17 protein-coding genes are annotated in these 18,062 nt (G+C 29.4%); 6 read left to right on the forward strand and 11 right to left on the reverse strand.

Annotated elements, in window-relative coordinates; all coding sequences use genetic code 11:
* Positions 1-55: 55 nt before the first annotated feature.
* The 11 genes from recN to ABNT14_RS07035 form a co-directional block, all read right to left on the reverse strand.
* On the reverse strand, positions 56-1,708 hold the full coding sequence (gene recN, locus ABNT14_RS06990; RefSeq protein ID WP_101901342.1) for a DNA repair protein RecN: 1,653 nt from the start codon (positions 1,706-1,708) through the stop codon (positions 56-58).
* Between the two features lie 82 nt (positions 1,709-1,790).
* Positions 1,791-2,246, reverse strand: coding sequence for a CPBP family glutamic-type intramembrane protease (locus tag ABNT14_RS12380; protein WP_101901340.1), 456 nt, complete (start codon positions 2,244-2,246; stop codon positions 1,791-1,793).
* Between the two features lie 44 nt (positions 2,247-2,290).
* On the reverse strand, positions 2,291-3,181 hold the full coding sequence (locus ABNT14_RS06995; protein WP_101901338.1) for a DUF4835 family protein: 891 nt from the start codon (positions 3,179-3,181) through the stop codon (positions 2,291-2,293).
* A gap of 93 nt (positions 3,182-3,274) precedes the next feature.
* Entirely contained in the window at positions 3,275-4,480 is a 1,206-nt protein-coding gene (coaBC, locus tag ABNT14_RS07000; RefSeq protein ID WP_101901335.1) for a bifunctional phosphopantothenoylcysteine decarboxylase/phosphopantothenate--cysteine ligase CoaBC, read from the reverse strand.
* A gap of 2 nt (positions 4,481-4,482) precedes the next feature.
* Entirely contained in the window at positions 4,483-4,803 is a 321-nt protein-coding gene (locus ABNT14_RS07005) for a DNA-directed RNA polymerase subunit omega (RefSeq protein WP_101901333.1), read from the reverse strand.
* Positions 4,804-4,806: 3 nt separating this feature from the next.
* Positions 4,807-5,628, reverse strand: a complete 822-nt coding sequence (locus tag ABNT14_RS07010) for an outer membrane protein assembly factor BamD (protein ID WP_101901331.1) — start codon at positions 5,626-5,628, stop codon at positions 4,807-4,809.
* Positions 5,629-5,752: 124 nt separating this feature from the next.
* A complete protein-coding gene (locus tag ABNT14_RS07015; protein WP_101901329.1) occupies positions 5,753-6,271 on the reverse strand; it encodes a ferritin in 519 nt (172 codons plus the stop codon).
* Between the two features lie 117 nt (positions 6,272-6,388).
* Positions 6,389-7,264: a 4-hydroxy-tetrahydrodipicolinate synthase gene (dapA, locus tag ABNT14_RS07020; RefSeq protein ID WP_101901328.1), complete on the reverse strand. Its 876-nt coding sequence runs from the start codon at positions 7,262-7,264 to the stop codon at positions 6,389-6,391.
* On the reverse strand, positions 7,264-7,794 hold the full coding sequence (locus ABNT14_RS07025) for a DUF6913 domain-containing protein (RefSeq protein WP_101901326.1): 531 nt from the start codon (positions 7,792-7,794) through the stop codon (positions 7,264-7,266). The genes dapA and ABNT14_RS07025 overlap by 1 nt, the downstream gene beginning before the upstream one ends.
* Before the next feature lie 20 nt (positions 7,795-7,814).
* Complete coding sequence (locus ABNT14_RS07030) at positions 7,815-8,915, reverse strand: esterase-like activity of phytase family protein (RefSeq protein ID WP_101901324.1); 1,101 nt, start codon at positions 8,913-8,915, stop codon at positions 7,815-7,817.
* A gap of 42 nt (positions 8,916-8,957) precedes the next feature.
* A complete protein-coding gene (locus ABNT14_RS07035) occupies positions 8,958-9,323 on the reverse strand; it encodes a hypothetical protein (RefSeq protein ID WP_101901323.1) in 366 nt (121 codons plus the stop codon).
* A 139-nt stretch (positions 9,324-9,462) separates the two neighbouring features.
* On the opposite strand from ABNT14_RS07035, the gene xerA reads away from it, so the two are divergent.
* From xerA to ABNT14_RS07065, 6 genes are all read left to right on the forward strand, one after another.
* Positions 9,463-10,536: a site-specific tyrosine recombinase/integron integrase gene (gene xerA, locus ABNT14_RS07040; protein WP_101901320.1), complete on the forward strand. Its 1,074-nt coding sequence runs from the start codon at positions 9,463-9,465 to the stop codon at positions 10,534-10,536.
* A 690-nt stretch (positions 10,537-11,226) separates the two neighbouring features.
* Entirely contained in the window at positions 11,227-11,373 is a 147-nt protein-coding gene (locus tag ABNT14_RS07045) for a hypothetical protein (protein ID WP_348719362.1), read from the forward strand.
* A gap of 297 nt (positions 11,374-11,670) precedes the next feature.
* Complete coding sequence (locus ABNT14_RS07050; RefSeq protein WP_348719363.1) at positions 11,671-11,817, forward strand: hypothetical protein; 147 nt, start codon at positions 11,671-11,673, stop codon at positions 11,815-11,817.
* 669 nt (positions 11,818-12,486) lie between these two features.
* A complete protein-coding gene (locus ABNT14_RS07055) occupies positions 12,487-12,921 on the forward strand; it encodes a hypothetical protein (RefSeq protein ID WP_101902727.1) in 435 nt (144 codons plus the stop codon).
* Positions 12,922-13,813: 892 nt separating this feature from the next.
* Positions 13,814-14,842: an alpha/beta fold hydrolase gene (locus ABNT14_RS07060; protein WP_101902726.1), complete on the forward strand. Its 1,029-nt coding sequence runs from the start codon at positions 13,814-13,816 to the stop codon at positions 14,840-14,842.
* A gap of 2,021 nt (positions 14,843-16,863) precedes the next feature.
* The gene (locus ABNT14_RS07065; protein WP_101902804.1) at positions 16,864-17,988 is read left to right on the forward strand and encodes a leucine-rich repeat domain-containing protein; all 1,125 of its coding nucleotides are present in this window, start codon (positions 16,864-16,866) and stop codon (positions 17,986-17,988) included.
* The last annotated feature ends 74 nt before the right edge of the window (positions 17,989-18,062 follow it).

The raw sequence follows: 18,062 nt of genomic DNA on the forward strand, positions 1-18,062 counted from the left end.
TTTTTAACTTCTCTATTTTATTGAAAACTCTAATTACCGTCATGCTGAATTTATTTTAATTCAACAATTCTTTTGCATGAATTAACGCACTTTCAGATACCTCTTTTCCGCTTAACATTTCTGCAATTTCAATAATGCGTTCTTGTTCGGAAAGTAATTTTAAATTAGAGGTTGTTACGCCATTCTCTTCGCCTTTATACACCTTGTAATGCTGTACTCCTTTTGCCGCAATTTGAGGTAAATGCGTAATGGTAATTACCTGCATTCCTGTACCCATATCCTGCATTATTTTGGCAATTTTATTAGAAACTTCCCCTGAAACTCCTGTATCTATTTCATCAAAAATAATGGTTGGAAGCTGTATATTTTCTGATAAAATTTTCTTTACCGATAACATAATTCGTGATAATTCTCCACCAGAAGCCACTTTTTTAAGCTCGCCAAAATTCCCACCTTTATTTGCTGAAAACAGAAACGACAATACATCTTTTCCATTATAAAAATAGCTATCCGACGGAATTAATTCCATTGAAAAACGTGCATTTGGCATTCCTAATTCCGTTAATAAATATTCTAATTCTTTCTGTAATTTAGGAATCGCCTTATTTCTAGATGCTGTAATTAAAACAGCAAATTCATCTAATTTATTTGTTACTGCTGTTATTTCTAAATTTTTAGCGGCAATCAAAGCGTCCGCATCATCTACCTGCGCTACTTTTTCTGATAATGATTCAAAAATAACCAACAATTCAGCAATAGAATTCACAGAATGTTTCTTTTGAAGATTGTAAATTAATTGCAAACGGTCGTTTAATTCTTCAACTTCATTTGGGTTAAAAGCAACCTCTTCGTTCGCATTTTCTAATTCGGCAACAACATCGTCAAATTCTAATTTTAAACTCGTAACTCTATTCGTAATTTCTTGGTAATTTTTAGCGTATTCACTTATTTTTTGCAAGCTATTTTCTAAGGAATACAATAAATTTTGCACGCCAATTTCTTCATTCGATGAAACAGCTAAGGCTTCCGATAAATGCAATTTTATTTCCTCTACATTATTTAAGGTATGTAATTTTTCTTCTAAAATTTCTTGCTCGCCTATAACTAATTCCGCTTGTTCAAATTCATTGAATAAGTGTGAATTATAAGCATATTGTTCTTTTGATTTTAGAGTTTCTTCTTTTAAAATTTTTAATTCTTTAACTAAAGAAGTGTATTTTTTCATCCCTGTTTTGTAGGATGTAACCTTGGTTTTATTTTTTGCCAAGGCATCAATAATCGAAAATTGAAAGCTAGTATCCGACAATTCAGCCGTTTGATGTTGCGAGTGAATGTCGAGTAATTTTATTTTTAACGCTGTTAAAATTGATAAATTTACAGGCGTATCGTTTACAAAAGCCCTTGATTTTCCAGAAGGTAAAATTTCTCTACGGATAATAGTTTCGGGCTCATAATCAAGATCAAATTCATCAAATAGATGTTGTAAAGAATAGCCTTCAACAGCAAATTTGGCTTCAATAATACATTTTTTATCGGTGTTTTTTAAGGAAGATAAATCGGCACGGTTTCCCATTACCAAACCTAAAGCGCCTAGTAATATGGATTTTCCTGCCCCTGTTTCCCCAGTTATTATTGATAAACCTTTTGTAAAATCAATCGATAATTGATTGATTAACGCGTAATTATGTATGGATAAATGTCTAAGCAAAATCGATTCTTTAAAAAAATAAAAGTACGAGTTTTTAATGAATTAAATTACTTAAAAAAGAACAGATATATTCCTAGTCTTTTTACATCGGAAGAGATGAAGTAATAATAGCAACGTATGGTCTATGTTTCTTCAAAAGTCCTTTTAGAATAATTCCTCTGAAAAATAATTCTTCATAAATAACTCCAAGGAAAATACTTTCAATTAATAAACTAATCGTTATCTCATATTGTTGAGATATTTTATTACTCAAAATAAATTGATATATATAATAAATTGTTCCAATTGTAACGCCTAACATCGTAAATTGGATTATTTTCAAAAAACTACACTCTAAGTCTTTAAGTTGAAAAAAGTAATTGTTAAATAATATAATTATTATTACTAGGATTAGAAGTTGGCTTATAAAAGATGTTGTATTAAAATCAAAGTTCAATAATTTAACATTAATAAAAATCAGAAATAATAGAATTCCATATAAAATAAAGGTCATTAAAATAGATTTAGGAATTGTTAGGTCTTTAAAAAATCTATTCATAATAGTTGGATTCAATGTTTGCTAACTAATAAAGATTACAAACCTTATTTAATAGTTTTCCATTTATCTTTATAAGTAGGCGCTATTTTATTTAAAACACTAAGCATTTTCTGTGTATTTTCAGCAGGTTTTCCATCCGAAAAAACATTTGAAATTTCATCTGCCTTTGCATCTAAAAAAACACGAATCATATAATTTCCAATAGAAATATTATGTAATTTTTCTAAAGAAATTACATTTTTTTGAATCGTTTGTTTTGCTAATTCTTTATTGTCTGCAAAATTATCAAAACCATTTCTGTGATACTCATAATAAATACTGCGTAAAGGGCTAAATTTTGAGGATAAAAAACCATCAATCAACGCAAACCTGTTTTGTTTTCCTATTTTATTTTGCCAAGCACTTTCTCCACTAGACTGTGCTTGTAACATTATATTTTCTGCTGTTTTCAAATAATCCGTACCTCCTTTTAAAGCAAAAGTATCGGCATCAATTCCTAAAATAGTATAAACATAAAATGCAATGGTCGATACCAAGTTAGAATCGTAGGTGTTTGGGTTAAAAATTAAGGGTGCAAACTCACTATATTTAAAATTAAAACTCGTGTCGTTAATATTTAAAATAGGCGTTGCATAACTTGAATTATACACAGGTCGTGTAGCTTGAACCTGAAGGCTTGCAGTAAAATTATTCGAATTTTGTTCGCTGATAATAATGGTAAATGCACAATTAATACGCTCTTGTTGCTTAAAAGTTTTAGTAGTCCATTGGGTTTCGTTAATAAACGCCGTTACTGATTTTTGAAGTGTTTGATAAACTTGCTTATTACTACTTTGAATTTTATCGGTATTTATAGTTACCAAAGCATTTAACTCTTGCGATTGCAAGCTAAAAATCGATGATAAAATAAAAATTAAAAAGAAAAACTTACGCATCTATTATCGTTTTAATTATTGTTCGTTTGAATATGGTTTAGCATTCAAAGTAATAAAAATTATTTTAAAAAAATACGCGTTGTAACAATTTTATTAAATTCTTTTAAGAACTTCGCTCATTATATCTGCTGACACTGCTTTTTTTGATTTCAAATCAAACACGGTTTGCTTAAAATCAGCATCAATAATCGTTATTTTATTGGTGTCTGTAGCAAAACCTGCGCCTTTATCTTGTAAAGAATTTAACACTATAAAATCTAAATTCTTTTTGATAATTTTAGCTTTTGCATTTTCAACTTCGTTATTGGTTTCTAAAGCAAAACCAACTAATAACTGGTTTGTTTTAATTTCTCCTAACGATTTTAAAATATCTTTGGTAGGTGCTAATTCAATTACTAAAGCGGAATCTTTTTTCTTTATTTTTTGAGTAGCTACATTTTTTGGTTTATAATCAGCCACGGCGGCAGATAAAATAGCCACATCAACCTCCGCAAAATACTGATGACAGGCATCGTACATTTCTTGGGCTGATTTCACATCAATTCTATGAATAAAAGAATGATTTACTCTTTGGTGTGATGGTCCTGAAATTAAATAAACCTCAGCGCCTAAATTAGCGGCTGTTTTAGCTATTTCAAAGCCCATTTTACCTGAAGAATGATTTCCTATAAAACGAACAGGGTCAATTGCTTCGTATGTTGGTCCTGCGGTAATCAGTAGTTTTTTCCCTTTTAGTGGTAATTTAGAAGCAATATCTTTTTCAATAAAAGAAACGATATCTTTAGGTTCTGCCATACGACCTTCGCCAACTAATCCGCTTGCTAGCTCACCAGAGGTAGCAGGAATTAAAATATTACCAAAACCTTGTAACGCATCTAAACTATTTTTAGTCGATGGATGAATATACATATCCAAATCCATGGCTGGCGCAAAATATATCGGACATTTTGCTGATAAATAAATCGCTAACAACAAGTTATCGCAAGTACCATTTGTCATTTTCGACAAGGTATTTGCAGTTGCTGGAGCAATAATCATTAAATCTGCCCAAAGTCCTAAATCAACGTGATTATTCCATACCTCATTTTCATCTTCTTTATCATAAAAAGTTGAATAAACAGGGTTTTTAGAAAGTGTAGAAAGTGTAAGCGGGGTTATAAAATCTTTAGACGCAGGAGTCATCACTACGATAACTTCTGCGCCTGATTTTATAAATAATCGAACTAAATTGGCTGTTTTGTATGCGGCAATACCTGCGGTAATACCTACTAATACTTTTTTACCATTTAATACAGACATAATTATTCAGCGTCTGGAGTTCTAAAATATACATCACCATTTAACCACTCATCTACTGCAATAGCGTGAGGTTTAGGCAAACGTTCGTAAAATTTAGAAACTTCAATTTGTTCTTTATTTTCAAATACTTCTTCTAAACTGTCATTATAAGTAGCAAATTCATCTAATTTATCAACTAATTCTTTCTTTAAATCAGCATTAATTTGATTAGCTCTTTTTGCTATAACTGAAATAGCTTCATAGATATTCTCTGTTGGAGCTTCGATAGCTTCTTTATTATAAGTAATAGTACTTAAGGGTGCTTTCGTTTCTTTATAATCCATCTTTTAACTTTTAACTAATTGTTCTTGTTCTTTATTTAATGCGGCTAACATTGCATTTGAATCTTTTATAAATTTAGATTCAGGAAAATTTCTATTTAATTTATCGTATGCGTTTATAGCGGCTTTTATTCTAACTGCTTTTCTACGCTGTGTACTTTTCATGGCAAAATCGTGTGCTGCTTTTAGTCTAAAATATAATGCTTCTTCTTTATATTTTGTACCTAAATAATCTGATAATAAATTATCAAAAGCAGTAATTGCTGCACGATAATTTCTAGAATCATACCCTGCTGTATTATAATATGTTTTTGCTATTTCAAATGCTTTTTTCTCTAACCTACTACGTAAATCTGTATAATATTTATTTGCTTCATCTAATTTATTAGAATTAGGATAAGCATCAATAAATGCCTGAAAAGAAGCTAATGCTTTGTTTGTATCTGTAGGATCTAAACTAAAACTGGGTGCTGCTTTATAGTAACTTAATGCTGATAAAAAAGCTGCTTCTTCTTTTTTTGAACTTTTCGGATAATTTTTAGTGAATCGATTAAAATAATAGCCCGCTAAACTATAATTTTTTTCATTAAAATTAGACTGAGAAACCATATACTGAATACGTTCCATTTGAGGTTTACCTCTATACGAAGGGGTTACTTTTTCAAATAAACGCAATGCTTTGCTGTATTTTTGCACTTCGTACATTTTTACAGCCATTTTGTATTGTTCCTGAATACTTCCTTTGTTTAACACATTGTTATACTCTCCGCATGAAGACAAAACCAATAGTATTACAACTAAACACGCTAAATTTTTAATTTTTTGCATTTGGCAAAATTAGTGATTAATTATGGATTATTAAAACGATTTTTATTTCTCTAATAGAGTATTGCAATAAACTATAAAAATGCTATAAAAAAGGTTTTGAATATATAAATGTTTGTTAATCTTATTATACTGGATTAGCAGCTGCTGCACCTTGCGCTACTATTTGCTTTACATCATTATCAAATAAATATAAACCTCCTTTATCATCGCCAATTAAATTAATTTTATCTAAAATATTTCTTGCCAATGCTTCTTCTTCTATTTGTTCAGAGACATACCATTGTAAAAAGTTATGAGTTGCATAATCTCTTTCTTGTAAAGTAATATGTACCAAATCATTAATTGATGCCGAAACCATTACTTCATGGTCAAACAAGGTTTGAAACATTTCTTTAAACGAGCCAAATTCACTTGGTGGTGCTACTAATTCCGATACTTTTGCATGTCCTCCTCTTTCGTTTACAAACTTTACTAATTTTAACATGTGCATGCGCTCTTCGTCAGAGTGTGCGTACATAAATTGCGCCACCCCCTCAAAACCTTGATTTTCGGCCCAACACGCCATCGATAAATATACCTGTGAAGATTCTGCTTCAATTTTTATTTGTTTATTTAACGCACTTTCTATTACTTTTGATAACATATTTTTTCTATTTTAATTATATTGATTATAAATAACAAAGTATTTATACAAAGATGCAAAAAAGACTACAATTTAAAAAACTGTAGCCTATTATTTTATTTTTTAAAAATCACTATTTTATAAACAGTCTGTAAAATCTGAAATTTTTGTTTGTAACTCTTCGGATGCTTTTACTAACGGCAAACGAACCTCATCTAAGCAGATGCCTTTTTTTAATAATACCGCCTTAATTCCTGCGGGATTATTTTCTTCAAAAATATAATCTACAACATCCATTAATTGATAATGAATTTTATAGGCTTTTTTATTTTTACCTGCCAATCCTAGCTGAATCATTTTTGAAAACTTTTTGGGAAACCCTTGCCCTATTACTGATATTACTCCCGCTCCACCTGCTAAAACAACACCTAAAGCTAAATCATCATCACCAGAAATAATTAAAAAGTCTTTTGGTTTATCTTTTAATAAGGCTAAATATTGCTGCTGATTATTTCCAGCTTCTTTGACTCCTACAATATTTTCAAAATCGTTTGCTAATCGTAAAATCGTAGCAGGCTCCATATTTTTAGCCGTTCTACCAGGAACATTGTATAAAATAACTGGTTTTTTAGTAGCTGAAGCAATGGCTTTAAAATGCTGATAAAAACCTTCCTGTGTTGGTTTTGAATAATACGGTGCTACCGACAATATTCCATCAATATTTGATAAATCGGCAGATTTTAATTCATCAATAACCACCTGTGTATTGTTCCCTCCAAGTCCTAAAACTAAAGGTAAGCGTCCGTTATTTTCGGTAGCAATTACTTTTATAATTTCAGCTTTTTCTTGTGTTGTTATAGTAGCACTTTCTGCAGTTGTTCCGTTAATAACTAAATAATTTGTACCGTTATCGATATTGTAATTTACTAATTTTTTAAGCGCCTGAAAATCGACACTTAAGTCTTCGCTAAAAGGCGTTACCAAAGCCACTCCTGTACCAACAAATTTTTGCATTATATTTTTTTTAGTATTATTAAATATTTTTTTATTTCTTGATTTAAAACTGTTTCATTTAATCCTTCGTCAGATATAACAATATCATACAATCTATCATCAACACCTGCAAAACTAACTTTTAATCTTGCTTGCGATAACAAAGTTATTGTATTCACATATAAATTTGGTGTTTTTACATAATTAATAAGCAAATCATACTCGTTTTTAACGAAATTTTTTAAATTGTCTGATTTTAAACCTGCTTTAAATCCGATTTCTTTATCGGTAAAAAATGTTGGTAAAGCTTCTTGTTTTTTATCAAAAGACCGATAAATTAACACGGTAATATCGTTTTTTTTAAAAGGAAAATGATTTGTTAAATTAGCAATTACGATTTTTTCTAAAGATTCATTATCTAATAAAATCGCAATTTTTTTAATTTTACACTGCTGTTTTCCAACTTGTTTTTGTTGATTTTCGGCTTGTTTTTTTACAATCGTTTTATTATAAAATTTCTGAATTGATTTTTTTTTAAGTTTGGCTATCATCTTTTAAATAATTACGACTATTAATGTACTTTTTCTGTTTCAATTTCAAACAATAAAAACTGTGTTAATTGCTTTCCATATACTTGAAAATTATCATCAGAAACAAAAATCAGCGAGTTGTTTCCGTTCGATAATTTAGGTCCGAAAGTAATTCCTTCAATATTATCGATAATTGAATCAGTTAATTTAGGCTGAATTGATTTAAAATCGAATAATAATTCTTTTTTTAGAGGGATATATTTTTCTTTTTTTAAAGATGAAATCCCTAAAGTATTTGTAGTGTTTTCATTTACTGTTGCTTTAAAAACTCGGATGGTATTTCCATAAGCCCCGTAGCCACTTTGATAAATTCTTTCTACCACAAAGAATTGATTTTTTTTGTATTCTAAAATAGCAGTAACACCATTTAAATTAACGCTTCCTTTTGCTGGTTTGTCAATTTTTTCTAGCTGATAAGAAAATTGTTTGGTCGCTGTTTTGGTTTGAGTATCGAAATACGTAATACGTATTGGCGATTGTGTTTTATGGAATGTTGGCTCATCGCCATCGGCTTGTAGTGGGGCTTCCATTGCGCCCCAAAAACCTTTTTTATCGAAACTTTTTGATGAACTTTCAAAAGTGGCATTGTGTTTTGGTTTTGCTTGAGAATTTGCTTTGAAATAATCAGGAATTTTTATTTTTTCTTTAAAATTACCAGCAGTATCAATTGTAAAAATCGTTGGGTTTTTACCTTTACGAATGCTTCCTTCGCTGACTAAATTTAGTTTGTTATCGCTAAAAAAAACCGATTCTAAGTCTAACACATTATTTTGATAAAACTCACTTTCGGGTTGTAATGAAATTACTTTTTGAAAAATCATATTTTTGATACTGTCTTTTTTAATAACAACATCGCCAATTAAAATCCGTGGGTTTTTAGCATCATCAACTACCATATAATATTGATTATTGCTAAAATCAATCCCTGAAATTCCTCCAATAATAGTATTATTAAAATTTAAAGAATCTTTGACTATAAATTCATTTAAAAATTTTAATGTTGGTTGTTTTAAGTTTATTTTTTTCGTTTTACAGCCTGATAAAACTAAAAATACTGCGATATAAATAAATTTTATTTTCATGTAACAAAAATACTATTTAATTAAGAAGTGTTTTCAATAAATTTACTTGGTTTTCATATAGCTTTGCCAATGTACTAGTATGTACTTTTCTTTTTGAGCTAAAAAACCATATTCGTAACAAAATAAATAAACCTGCCCTTTGCTATTTTTCCAATAATTTGTAAAATAATTTGGGTCGAAATCTTTTGCTAACAATTTTTCTTTTCTGACACTAGCGTATCCTGCTTTGTTAAATTCTTTTAATATTTTTCTGTTATTTTTGAGTTTTTTATCTATTACAAAAAACAAACTATCTTCTTGTTCTTTATTATTTTCATAATGATAAGAAGATCGACAATAAGAAGAACAGTATTTTTTATCGCTTCTTCCTTCTAGTTTATTTTTACAGTGAAGACATCTCTTTTCCATAAGTATATAATTAACCGTTTAATAAACGTATAAATATATGTTTATATTTTTTTTATTCAGTGTTTTTTTTGAATTTTATCGCGTGAAGAAAACCTCAGAACATATTACCTTAAAGCATTTACATATCAATAACTGCAAGATGATTGGGCTACAATTTAGCCCAAACAAGGTTATTCATGCATTAATAAAAGAACTTCCTGAGCCTAAATGGAGTGCGGAGTTTAATATGGTTTATTTAAAGTATTCTAAGAAAAACATTAATGCTATTTTTCAAAAATTTAAAGGTGTTATCTGGATACATGGCAACGCTTTTTTCAAAGAAAAACCTATAAAAGACAATAGCTTACCCAATATAAATGGGTTTAGAAATAGGGTTAAAAAAGAAACTCTTAAGTATGCTCCTGAGAGTTACTTCTTAAAATTAGAGCTTAAAAGATACTCTTTAAACACTTGTAAAATCTATATTTCATTGTTTGAGAAATTTATAAATCATTTTTATCAACAACCAATAAATGATCTATCTGAAAAAGATATACAGCAGTATCTTCAAGTATTAGCGCATCAGAATAAATCGAATAGTTATGTAAATCAATCTATAAACGCTATTAAATTTTACTATGAAACAGTGTTGGGTATGCCTAATCGATTTTACAGTGTAGATAGACCCAGAAAAGAACATAGGCTTCCTAAAATAATATCGAAAGAAGAAATTTTAGCTATTATAGATCACACAAATAATATAAAACATCGGTGTATTGTTAGCCTTTTATATTCCGCAGGATTGCGTAGAAGTGAAATTCTTAATTTAAAGATAACGGATATAGACAGCAAAAGAATGCTAATACATGTTAACAATGCTAAGGGAAATAAAGATAGGTATTCCTTACTTTCTACAACCGTTCTTAGAGAATTAAGGGTATATTATAAGGAGTGGCAACCTAAAACGTATTTGTTTGAAGGCAAGAAAGGGCAAAAATATTCACCTGAAAGTGTCGCTGTAATTGTTAAAAGAGCTACAAAAAAAGCTGGTATTCTAAAGAGAGTAACACCGCATATGTTAAGACATTCTTTTGCGACTCACCTTTTAGAAGGTGGTACTAATTTACGCTATATCCAAAATTTATTAGGGCATCGCTCTAGTAAAACAACAGAAATTTACACTCATGTTGCCTCTCATAATTTTAAATCAATTAAAAATCCCCTAGATTTATAAAAAATATATGATATATATATGTAATAGTACGTATATTTGGTTGTTGTAATTAATGGCGGAATTTCAGCCTGAAATTCCTAATTAGTGATTTATCTTTTCTAGAAATTAATATTGAATAATATTACGCTGGAAAAATTGAAAATGACTGCTACTCTATTTTTAGAAAGTAAATCCTAAAAAAGAGAAAAAAACAGAATTAAACTCTGAAAAGTAAAGCGTGAATAAATCTGTGGAAATTAATTAAAGTGGAGTTTGAAGCAGAAACGTGAAAAAAGAAAGAATTTAAAGCTGAAATTAATTAAAGCGGAGTTTTAAGCGGAAACGTAAAAAAAAGGCAGAAATTAACGCTGAAAATAAAGCGTGAATTAATTAAGGCGGAGTTTTAAGTAGAAACGTAAAAAAAGAAAGAGAAATAAAACGGAAAAATTGAAAATTAAGAAATGAGAAATTTAGTTAGAAAATCACTAATTACAACAACATATATAATTTATTGCTAGTACTTATCTACTTACGAAAATCCTTAGGGGATTTTCTATTCCGTTTTTATTTAATATATTTAGAACTTGAAACACGCAACAAACCATATATAAAACCGTTAACCTGCATTAAGCCAAATTACACGAAATATTAACGTAATTAAACATTTTCGAAAAGTAAAATTCTGACAAAGATTACATGAATCTGTTTGTAATGAAAACAGCGGACTTTCTAGCTTGTTTGCGCAATAGAAACGGAATCGTAAAACAGCAGATTTTGACAAATATTACGCAAAAATTTGTCTATAATTTTGAAATGAAAATGGCGGACTTTTTAGCTCGTTTACGCAATAGAAAATAAAAAAATGTTCGGAATATTGCCGATTTTAGATTTTTTCACGTAAGTTTATATCAAAATTTAGACAAGTTAAACGCCCAATAAAAACGCTGAAAAATATGTGATTTTATAACGGTATTTTAATTAAAAAAGAAAAAAACGCACGTTAACAAAGTGTATGAGCGCATATTTTCCTGGCGGAAAAATACGCCACATACACATGGCGTTAACCTGCATTAAGCCAAATTACACGAAATATTAACGTAATTAAACATTTTCGAAAAGTAAAATTCTGACAAAGATTACGTGAATCTGTTTGTAATGAAAACAGCGGATTTCCTAGCTTATTTGCGCAATCAAAACGGAATTGTAAAACAGCAGATTTTGAAAAATATCACGCAAGAATTTGTCTATAATTCCGAAATGAAAATGGCGGACTTTTTAGCTCGTTTGCGCAATCGAAAATAAAAATGAATAAATGTTCTGAATATTCCCGATTTTAGATTTTTTCACGTAAGTTTATATCAAAATTTAGACAAGTTAAACGCCCAATAAAAACGCTGAAAAATATGTGATTTTATAACGGTATTTTAATTAAAAAAGAAAAAACGCACGTTAACAAAGTGTATGAGCGCATATTTTCCTAGCGGAAAAATACGCCACATACACATGGCGTTAACCTGCATTAAGCCAAATTACACGGAATATTAACGTAATTAAGCGTTTTCGAAAAGTAAAATCCTGACAAAGATTACGTGAATCTGTTTGTAATGAAAATAGCGGACTTTCTAGCTCGTTTACGCAATCGAAACGGAATCGTAAAACAGTAGATTTTGACAAATATCACGTAAGAATTTGTCTATAATTCCGAAATGAAAATGGCGGACTTTTTAGCTCGTTTACGCAATAGAAAATAAAAAAATGTTCGGAATATTGCCGATTTTAGATTTTTTCACGTAAGTTTATATCAAAATTTAGACAAGTTAAACGCCGAATAAAAACGCTGAAAAATATGTGATTTTATAACGGTATTTTAATTAAAAAAGAAAAAACGCACGTTAACAAAGTGTATGAGCGCATATTTTCCTGGCGGAAAAATACGCCACATACACATGGCGTTGTGCTTAATTACAAAATATGGAATTTGAAAAATTAATCGGAAAAGATTTTGAAAAAATAAAATCTGACTTCAAATCATACAAAATAGAAAATAATGACTTTGAACTTGAACTTGAAGAAGGTTTTGAGAAGGAGTTTTATATAAATGCAGAAGACGAATCATTTGAAATGATTTTGACAAAAAATAAAATTATACATACAATTTTTATATACCCAAATGAAAGTGGAGAATTCTCATTTGCAGACTATAACATTAATATGGGTAAAACTGAAATTAGAAAACGTTTTGGAAACCCTAATAAAAAAGGAGGTCCAATGTCAAATTCAATAATTGGAGTAAGCGGAGGTTTTGATAGGTTTGATAGAGAGATTTCGTATCACTTTGAATATGCAGATGAAAATCAAACTAAATTGAAAAAGATTACATTGATGTCTTTAAATGTAGCTCCTTAAAAAAACTAAGCACAACAATGTATAACCGCAATTACGGCGGATTCGACTACGTCCGAATCCAATCGAAATTGCTAAGGTCAGTGCTAAACCGAAAATAATCGCTAATTTAACCCGTAACTGACGGTTATACCAACCGTTAACTTTCATTTAAAAAAAATACGTGAAATTGGCAAAATAAAGCGTTATCTTAAAGTAGAATCCTGATAAATATTACGCAAGTAGAAACGGAATCGTAAAGCTGTAGATTTTGACAAATATTATGTAATAATCTGTCTGTAATTCTGAAATTAAAACGGCGGAATTTCTAGCTCGTTTGCGTTATCGGAAATGGAAAACTGTGGGATTCTGACAAATATTACGCAAGAATTTGTCTGTAATTCTGAAATGAAAATGGCGGAATTTTAACCTATTTATCCAATAGAAACGGAATCGTAAAGCAGCAGATTTTGACAAATATTACGCATGAATTTGTTTGTGATTCCGAAATGAAAACGGCGGAATTTTAGCCTGTTTGCGCAATTAGGAATGGAAATGAAAAAAACTGTTCGGAATATTCTCGATTTTAGATTTTTTTCACGTAAGTTTATATGAAAATTTAGACAAGTTAAACGCCGAATAAAAACGCTGAAAAATATGTGATTTTATATCGGTATTTTAATTGTAAAAAAGGAAAAATAAACGAAAAGTTAACAGTATGTATAAGTAATAAGGGAAATTGCTAAGTTGAAAATTTTGTGATTATTTACGAAATCCACCAAAGTTGAAATTTTATGGTTGAAGAAAATAACAATAAAATTGCAAATTTGGTTAAGTGCTTAAATGAAATTTATTACAAATCAAATCCTTACTACTTATACACGAGTCGTTGTATAACATTAAAAAAAATAAAAATATGAAAGTAATCCTAAAAATTATTAAGTGGATTGGGAAATTTATTGGTGGTATTTTATTACTACTTATATTATTGGGTTTAGGCTACCGATTGTTTAATTCAAAACCAGTTCCACCTGGTAAATTAGTTGATGTCAATGGCACTGAACTTCATATAAGAGCAGAAGGTAAAATAAATAATTTACCAACCATTATTCTCGAATCAGGTGCAAATGGTCATACAGATATGCTTCATTGGATAGCGGAAGGATTAAAGAAAAATATGAGAGTTGTACGCTATGATAGAGAAGGAAAATGGTTTAGCGAACCAAGTAAAGACAGTATTACACCAGAATTTTATGCCCATCAATTACACGAATTACTTGAAAAAAATGGAGAAAAACCACCTTATATTTTAGCGGGTCACTCTATGGGCGGAGTCTACACTCGAATATTCAGAGATTTGTATCCGAATGAAGTAATAGGAATGGTGTTCCTTGATTCGAGTCATCCAGAACAATGGAAACGATTGGAACAAAAAGAATTGATTCCAAATAGTCAAATTAACTTTTTGAAAGTTATTGCAGTAATTTCAGATTTAGGCTTAAGAGGAATATACAATAAAATTGTAAGTCCAAAGCCTAGAAATGATGGTTTACCTCAAGAATGTCATATCCGTAATTTTAATCTAGTAAGTTCTTCAGGTAAAGTTTATCGTAGGAATCTAAAAGAAAATAGTATCAATGATGATATTCTTAAGCGGGCAGGTCAAGCAAGTGATTTGGATTCATTACCTGTTTTGGTTTTTACCGCTACTGAACAATATCGAGAATCTCAGAAAGAAAAATATAGAAATCAAGGTATTGATCCCGACAAACAAATTCAATTATGGTTTGAAATGCAAAAAGAATTAAAAGAACTATCTACGAACGGGAAACAATTTATTATTGAAGGAAGTCACGGTACTATAATTACAAAAAAAGAAAATGCTGAAATAATTAATAAAGAAATACTTTTAATGGCTGAAAAAATTGAAAAGGATAATAAATAAAAACGTTATACAACAATGTATATAAATCATTGGGCAATAGGCGATTAAACCAAAGTTAGTACTTGTAAATAAAGATAGAGATAAACCGAAACAAAGTGCTTATAAATGCCCAACGCTTCATATACCAACCGTTAACCTGCATTAAGCCAAATTACACGGAATATTAACGGAATTAAGCGTTTTCGAAAAGTAAAATCCTGACAAAGATTACGTGAATCTGTTTGTAATGAAAATAGCGGACTTTCTAGCTCGTTTGCGCAATAGAAACGGAATCGTAAAACAGCAGATTTTAAAAAATATTACGTAAGATTTTGCTTATAATTCCGAAATGAAAATGGCGGACTTTTTAGCTCGTTTACGCAATCGAAAATAAAAATGAAAAAATGTTCGGAATATTCCCGATGTTAGATTTTTTAGCGTAAGTTTATATGAAAATTTAGACAAGTTAAACGCCGAATAAAAACGCTGAAAAATATGTGATTTTATAACGGTATTTTAATTAAAAAAGAAAAAAACGCACGTTAACAAAGTGTATGAGCGCATATTTTCCTGGCGGAAAAATACGCCACATACACATGGCGTTAACCTGCATTAAGCCAAATTACACGGAATATTAACGGAATTAAGCGTTTTCGAAAAGTAAAATCCTGACAAAGATTACGTGAATATATTTGTAATGAAAATAGCCGACTTTCTAGCTCGTTTACGCAATAGAAACGGAATCGTAAAACAGCAGATTTTGAAAAATATTACGTAAGATTTTGCTTATAATTCTGAAATGAAAATGGCGGACTTTTTAGCTCGTTTACGCAATAGAAAATAAAAAAATGTTCGAAATATTGCCGATTTTAGATTTTTTAGCGTAAGTTTATATGAAAATTTAGACAAGTTAAACGCCGAATAAAAATGCTGAAAAATATGTGATTTTATAACGGTATTTTAATTAAAAAAGAAAAAAACGCACGTTAACAAAGTGTATGAGCGCATATTTTCCTAGCGGAAAAATACGCCACATACACATGGCGTTAGCTTTCATTAACAAAAAAAATGCGTGAAATTGGAAAAATAAAGCGTTTTCCTAAAGTAGAATCCTGATAAATATTACGCAATTAGAAATGGAATTTTAACGCAGAAGATTTTGAAAAATATTACGTAAGAATCTGTCCGCAATTATGAAATAGAAACGGTGGAATTTTATCCTGTTTATGCAATCGGAAATGAAAAACTGTGGGATTCTGACAAATATTACGCAAGAATTTGTCTGTAATTATGAAATGGAAACGGCAGACTTTAGCCTGTTTATGCAATCAGAAATGAAAATTTAGACAAGTTAAACGCCGAATAAAAATGCTGAAAAATATGTAGTTTTATATCGGTATTTTAATTGTAAAAAAGGAAAAATAAACGAAAAGCTAACAAAATATATAATTTATTGCTAGTGCTCGCCTACCTACGAAAATCCTTAGGGGATTTTCTATTTCGTTTTTATTTACTAAATTAGTTGCTCGAAAAACGCAACAAACCATATATAAACCGTTAGCTTTCATTAACAAAAAATTACGCAAAATTGGAAAAATAAAGCGGTTTAAAAAAGTAGAATCCTGATAAATATTACGCAAGAATCTGTCTGTAATTCTGAAATGAAAACGGCAGACTTTAGCCTGTTTATGTAATCGGAAATGAAAAACTGTAGGATTCTGACAAATATTACGGAAAAATATGTTTGTAATTATGAAATGGAAACGGCAGACTTTAGCCTGTTTATGCAATCAGAAATGAAAATTTAGACAAGTTAAACGCCGAATAAAAACGCTGAAAATATGTGATTTTATATCGGTATTTTAATTGTAAAAAAAATAACGAAAAGCTAACAAAGTATATAAAAAATGCTTAATTTAGTCATAATACAAAAGTCAGTGCCGTTTTGCTACATCTGATTTTCCTGCGGAAAATCCTCGCACACAAAACAGCACTTTTCATATACAAACCGTTGTAAAGAATTAACAAAAACGAAAACTCAAATGAACATTAAATATTTTTTTTTATTTTTTATAACATCTTTTTCTTTTGGACAAACCATTGAAGAACAATACAGAGAAGCTTTATACAATACAGCCTATAACAATAATTTACAGAAAATTTTCGATAAAATTGTTGAGATTAAACCTCTTATAGCTACTGGTGATGATGATAAGGTTCTAGATTATTTATTACAACCTAATTCTGATTTTATTGTAACTCAGATAACATATAGAATTTTAGGAACTTTACCTGATGATAACCTGGAAAAAGATGGAAGTTTGGAAAGGGTTGGAATTGTAGATTTGATAGGAACACATCAATTTAAACCTGAAAAATATTCAATCTACTTAGATAGTTATGACGAAAAGCTTGATGAGAGAACTGTACTTGACTATCCTAAATCTTGGGAAGGAATGGATATGGAACTTGATATTATATCTCTTTCTTTTACAACAACTCCTGATGGAGAGACTATAAAATATATTAAGAGAAAAAGAAGTATCTCTATAGCAAAGTTAGATTACCTCCTTTATAAAAACCCAGAATTAAAAAAGATTAAACTTACTCCTTCTCAGAAAGAAGAAATTAAAAATTCGAACCTAATTAAGGTTACAAGAAATATCAATTGGTCTCATAAAGATTTTGACTGTGATAATAGCGAAATAGAGATCTTAAAATTAAATAGAATATGGGGTGCTGATTTTTTGCAAGGAGCAATGTATAACTTACCAGAATGTATACAATACTTTGATAAATTAAAAGAAATTAGATTTTCTAATCACGAAATAAATCAAATACCAGAATATTTATCTTCTATGAAAACTTTAGAAGTGATCTATTTACCTAAGAATAAAATATTTTATTTACCTAAAAATCTAGGTGAATTCACTTCTTTAAAAGAAATAGATGTGTCTAATAATTTCATTTTAAACCTTCCTGAGACTACATTTTTTCCTCTAAAAATTGAAAAAATTAATTTATCTAATAATTATTTGACTAAAATACCTAAACAAATATATAAATTAAAACACTTAATACATCTTAATTTAAAAGGAAATAAAATATCAAAAAAGGATATTTTTAAATTAAAAAAGAAATTAAAAAACTGTGAGATATTATACTAAAAAACTCTTTACAACACCGTATATAATTTATTGCTAGTTCTTGCCTACTTACGAAATTCCTCGCGGACTTTCTT

It is taken from the genome of Tenacibaculum dicentrarchi (assembly GCF_964036635.1).
Lineage (GTDB): Bacteria > Bacteroidota > Bacteroidia > Flavobacteriales > Flavobacteriaceae > Polaribacter > Polaribacter dicentrarchi.

Bases quoted from the DNA above. Each gene is read 5' to 3' on its own strand.
- ABNT14_RS12380 (WP_101901340.1), bottom strand. From the start codon at position 2,246: ATGAATAGATTTTTTAAAGACCTAACAATTCCTAAATCTATTTTAATG.
- ABNT14_RS06995 (WP_101901338.1), bottom strand. From the start codon at position 3,181: ATGCGTAAGTTTTTCTTTTTAATTTTTATTTTATCATCGATTTTTAGC.
- coaBC (WP_101901335.1), bottom strand. From the start codon at position 4,480: ATGTCTGTATTAAATGGTAAAAAAGTATTAGTAGGTATTACCGCAGGT.
- ABNT14_RS07005 (WP_101901333.1), bottom strand. From the start codon at position 4,803: ATGGATTATAAAGAAACGAAAGCACCCTTAAGTACTATTACTTATAAT.
- ABNT14_RS07010 (WP_101901331.1), bottom strand. From the start codon at position 5,628: ATGCAAAAAATTAAAAATTTAGCGTGTTTAGTTGTAATACTATTGGTT.
- ABNT14_RS07015 (WP_101901329.1), bottom strand. From the start codon at position 6,271: ATGTTATCAAAAGTAATAGAAAGTGCGTTAAATAAACAAATAAAAATT.
- dapA (WP_101901328.1), bottom strand. From the start codon at position 7,264: ATGCAAAAATTTGTTGGTACAGGAGTGGCTTTGGTAACGCCTTTTAGC.
- ABNT14_RS07025 (WP_101901326.1), bottom strand. From the start codon at position 7,794: ATGATAGCCAAACTTAAAAAAAAATCAATTCAGAAATTTTATAATAAA.
- ABNT14_RS07030 (WP_101901324.1), bottom strand. From the start codon at position 8,915: ATGAAAATAAAATTTATTTATATCGCAGTATTTTTAGTTTTATCAGGC.
- ABNT14_RS07035 (WP_101901323.1), bottom strand. From the start codon at position 9,323: ATGGAAAAGAGATGTCTTCACTGTAAAAATAAACTAGAAGGAAGAAGC.
- xerA (WP_101901320.1), top strand. From the start codon at position 9,463: ATGATTGGGCTACAATTTAGCCCAAACAAGGTTATTCATGCATTAATA.
- ABNT14_RS07045 (WP_348719362.1), top strand. From the start codon at position 11,227: ATGAAAACAGCGGACTTTCTAGCTTGTTTGCGCAATAGAAACGGAATC.
- ABNT14_RS07050 (WP_348719363.1), top strand. From the start codon at position 11,671: ATGAAAACAGCGGATTTCCTAGCTTATTTGCGCAATCAAAACGGAATT.
- ABNT14_RS07055 (WP_101902727.1), top strand. From the start codon at position 12,487: ATGGAATTTGAAAAATTAATCGGAAAAGATTTTGAAAAAATAAAATCT.
- ABNT14_RS07060 (WP_101902726.1), top strand. From the start codon at position 13,814: ATGAAAGTAATCCTAAAAATTATTAAGTGGATTGGGAAATTTATTGGT.
- ABNT14_RS07065 (WP_101902804.1), top strand. From the start codon at position 16,864: ATGAACATTAAATATTTTTTTTTATTTTTTATAACATCTTTTTCTTTT.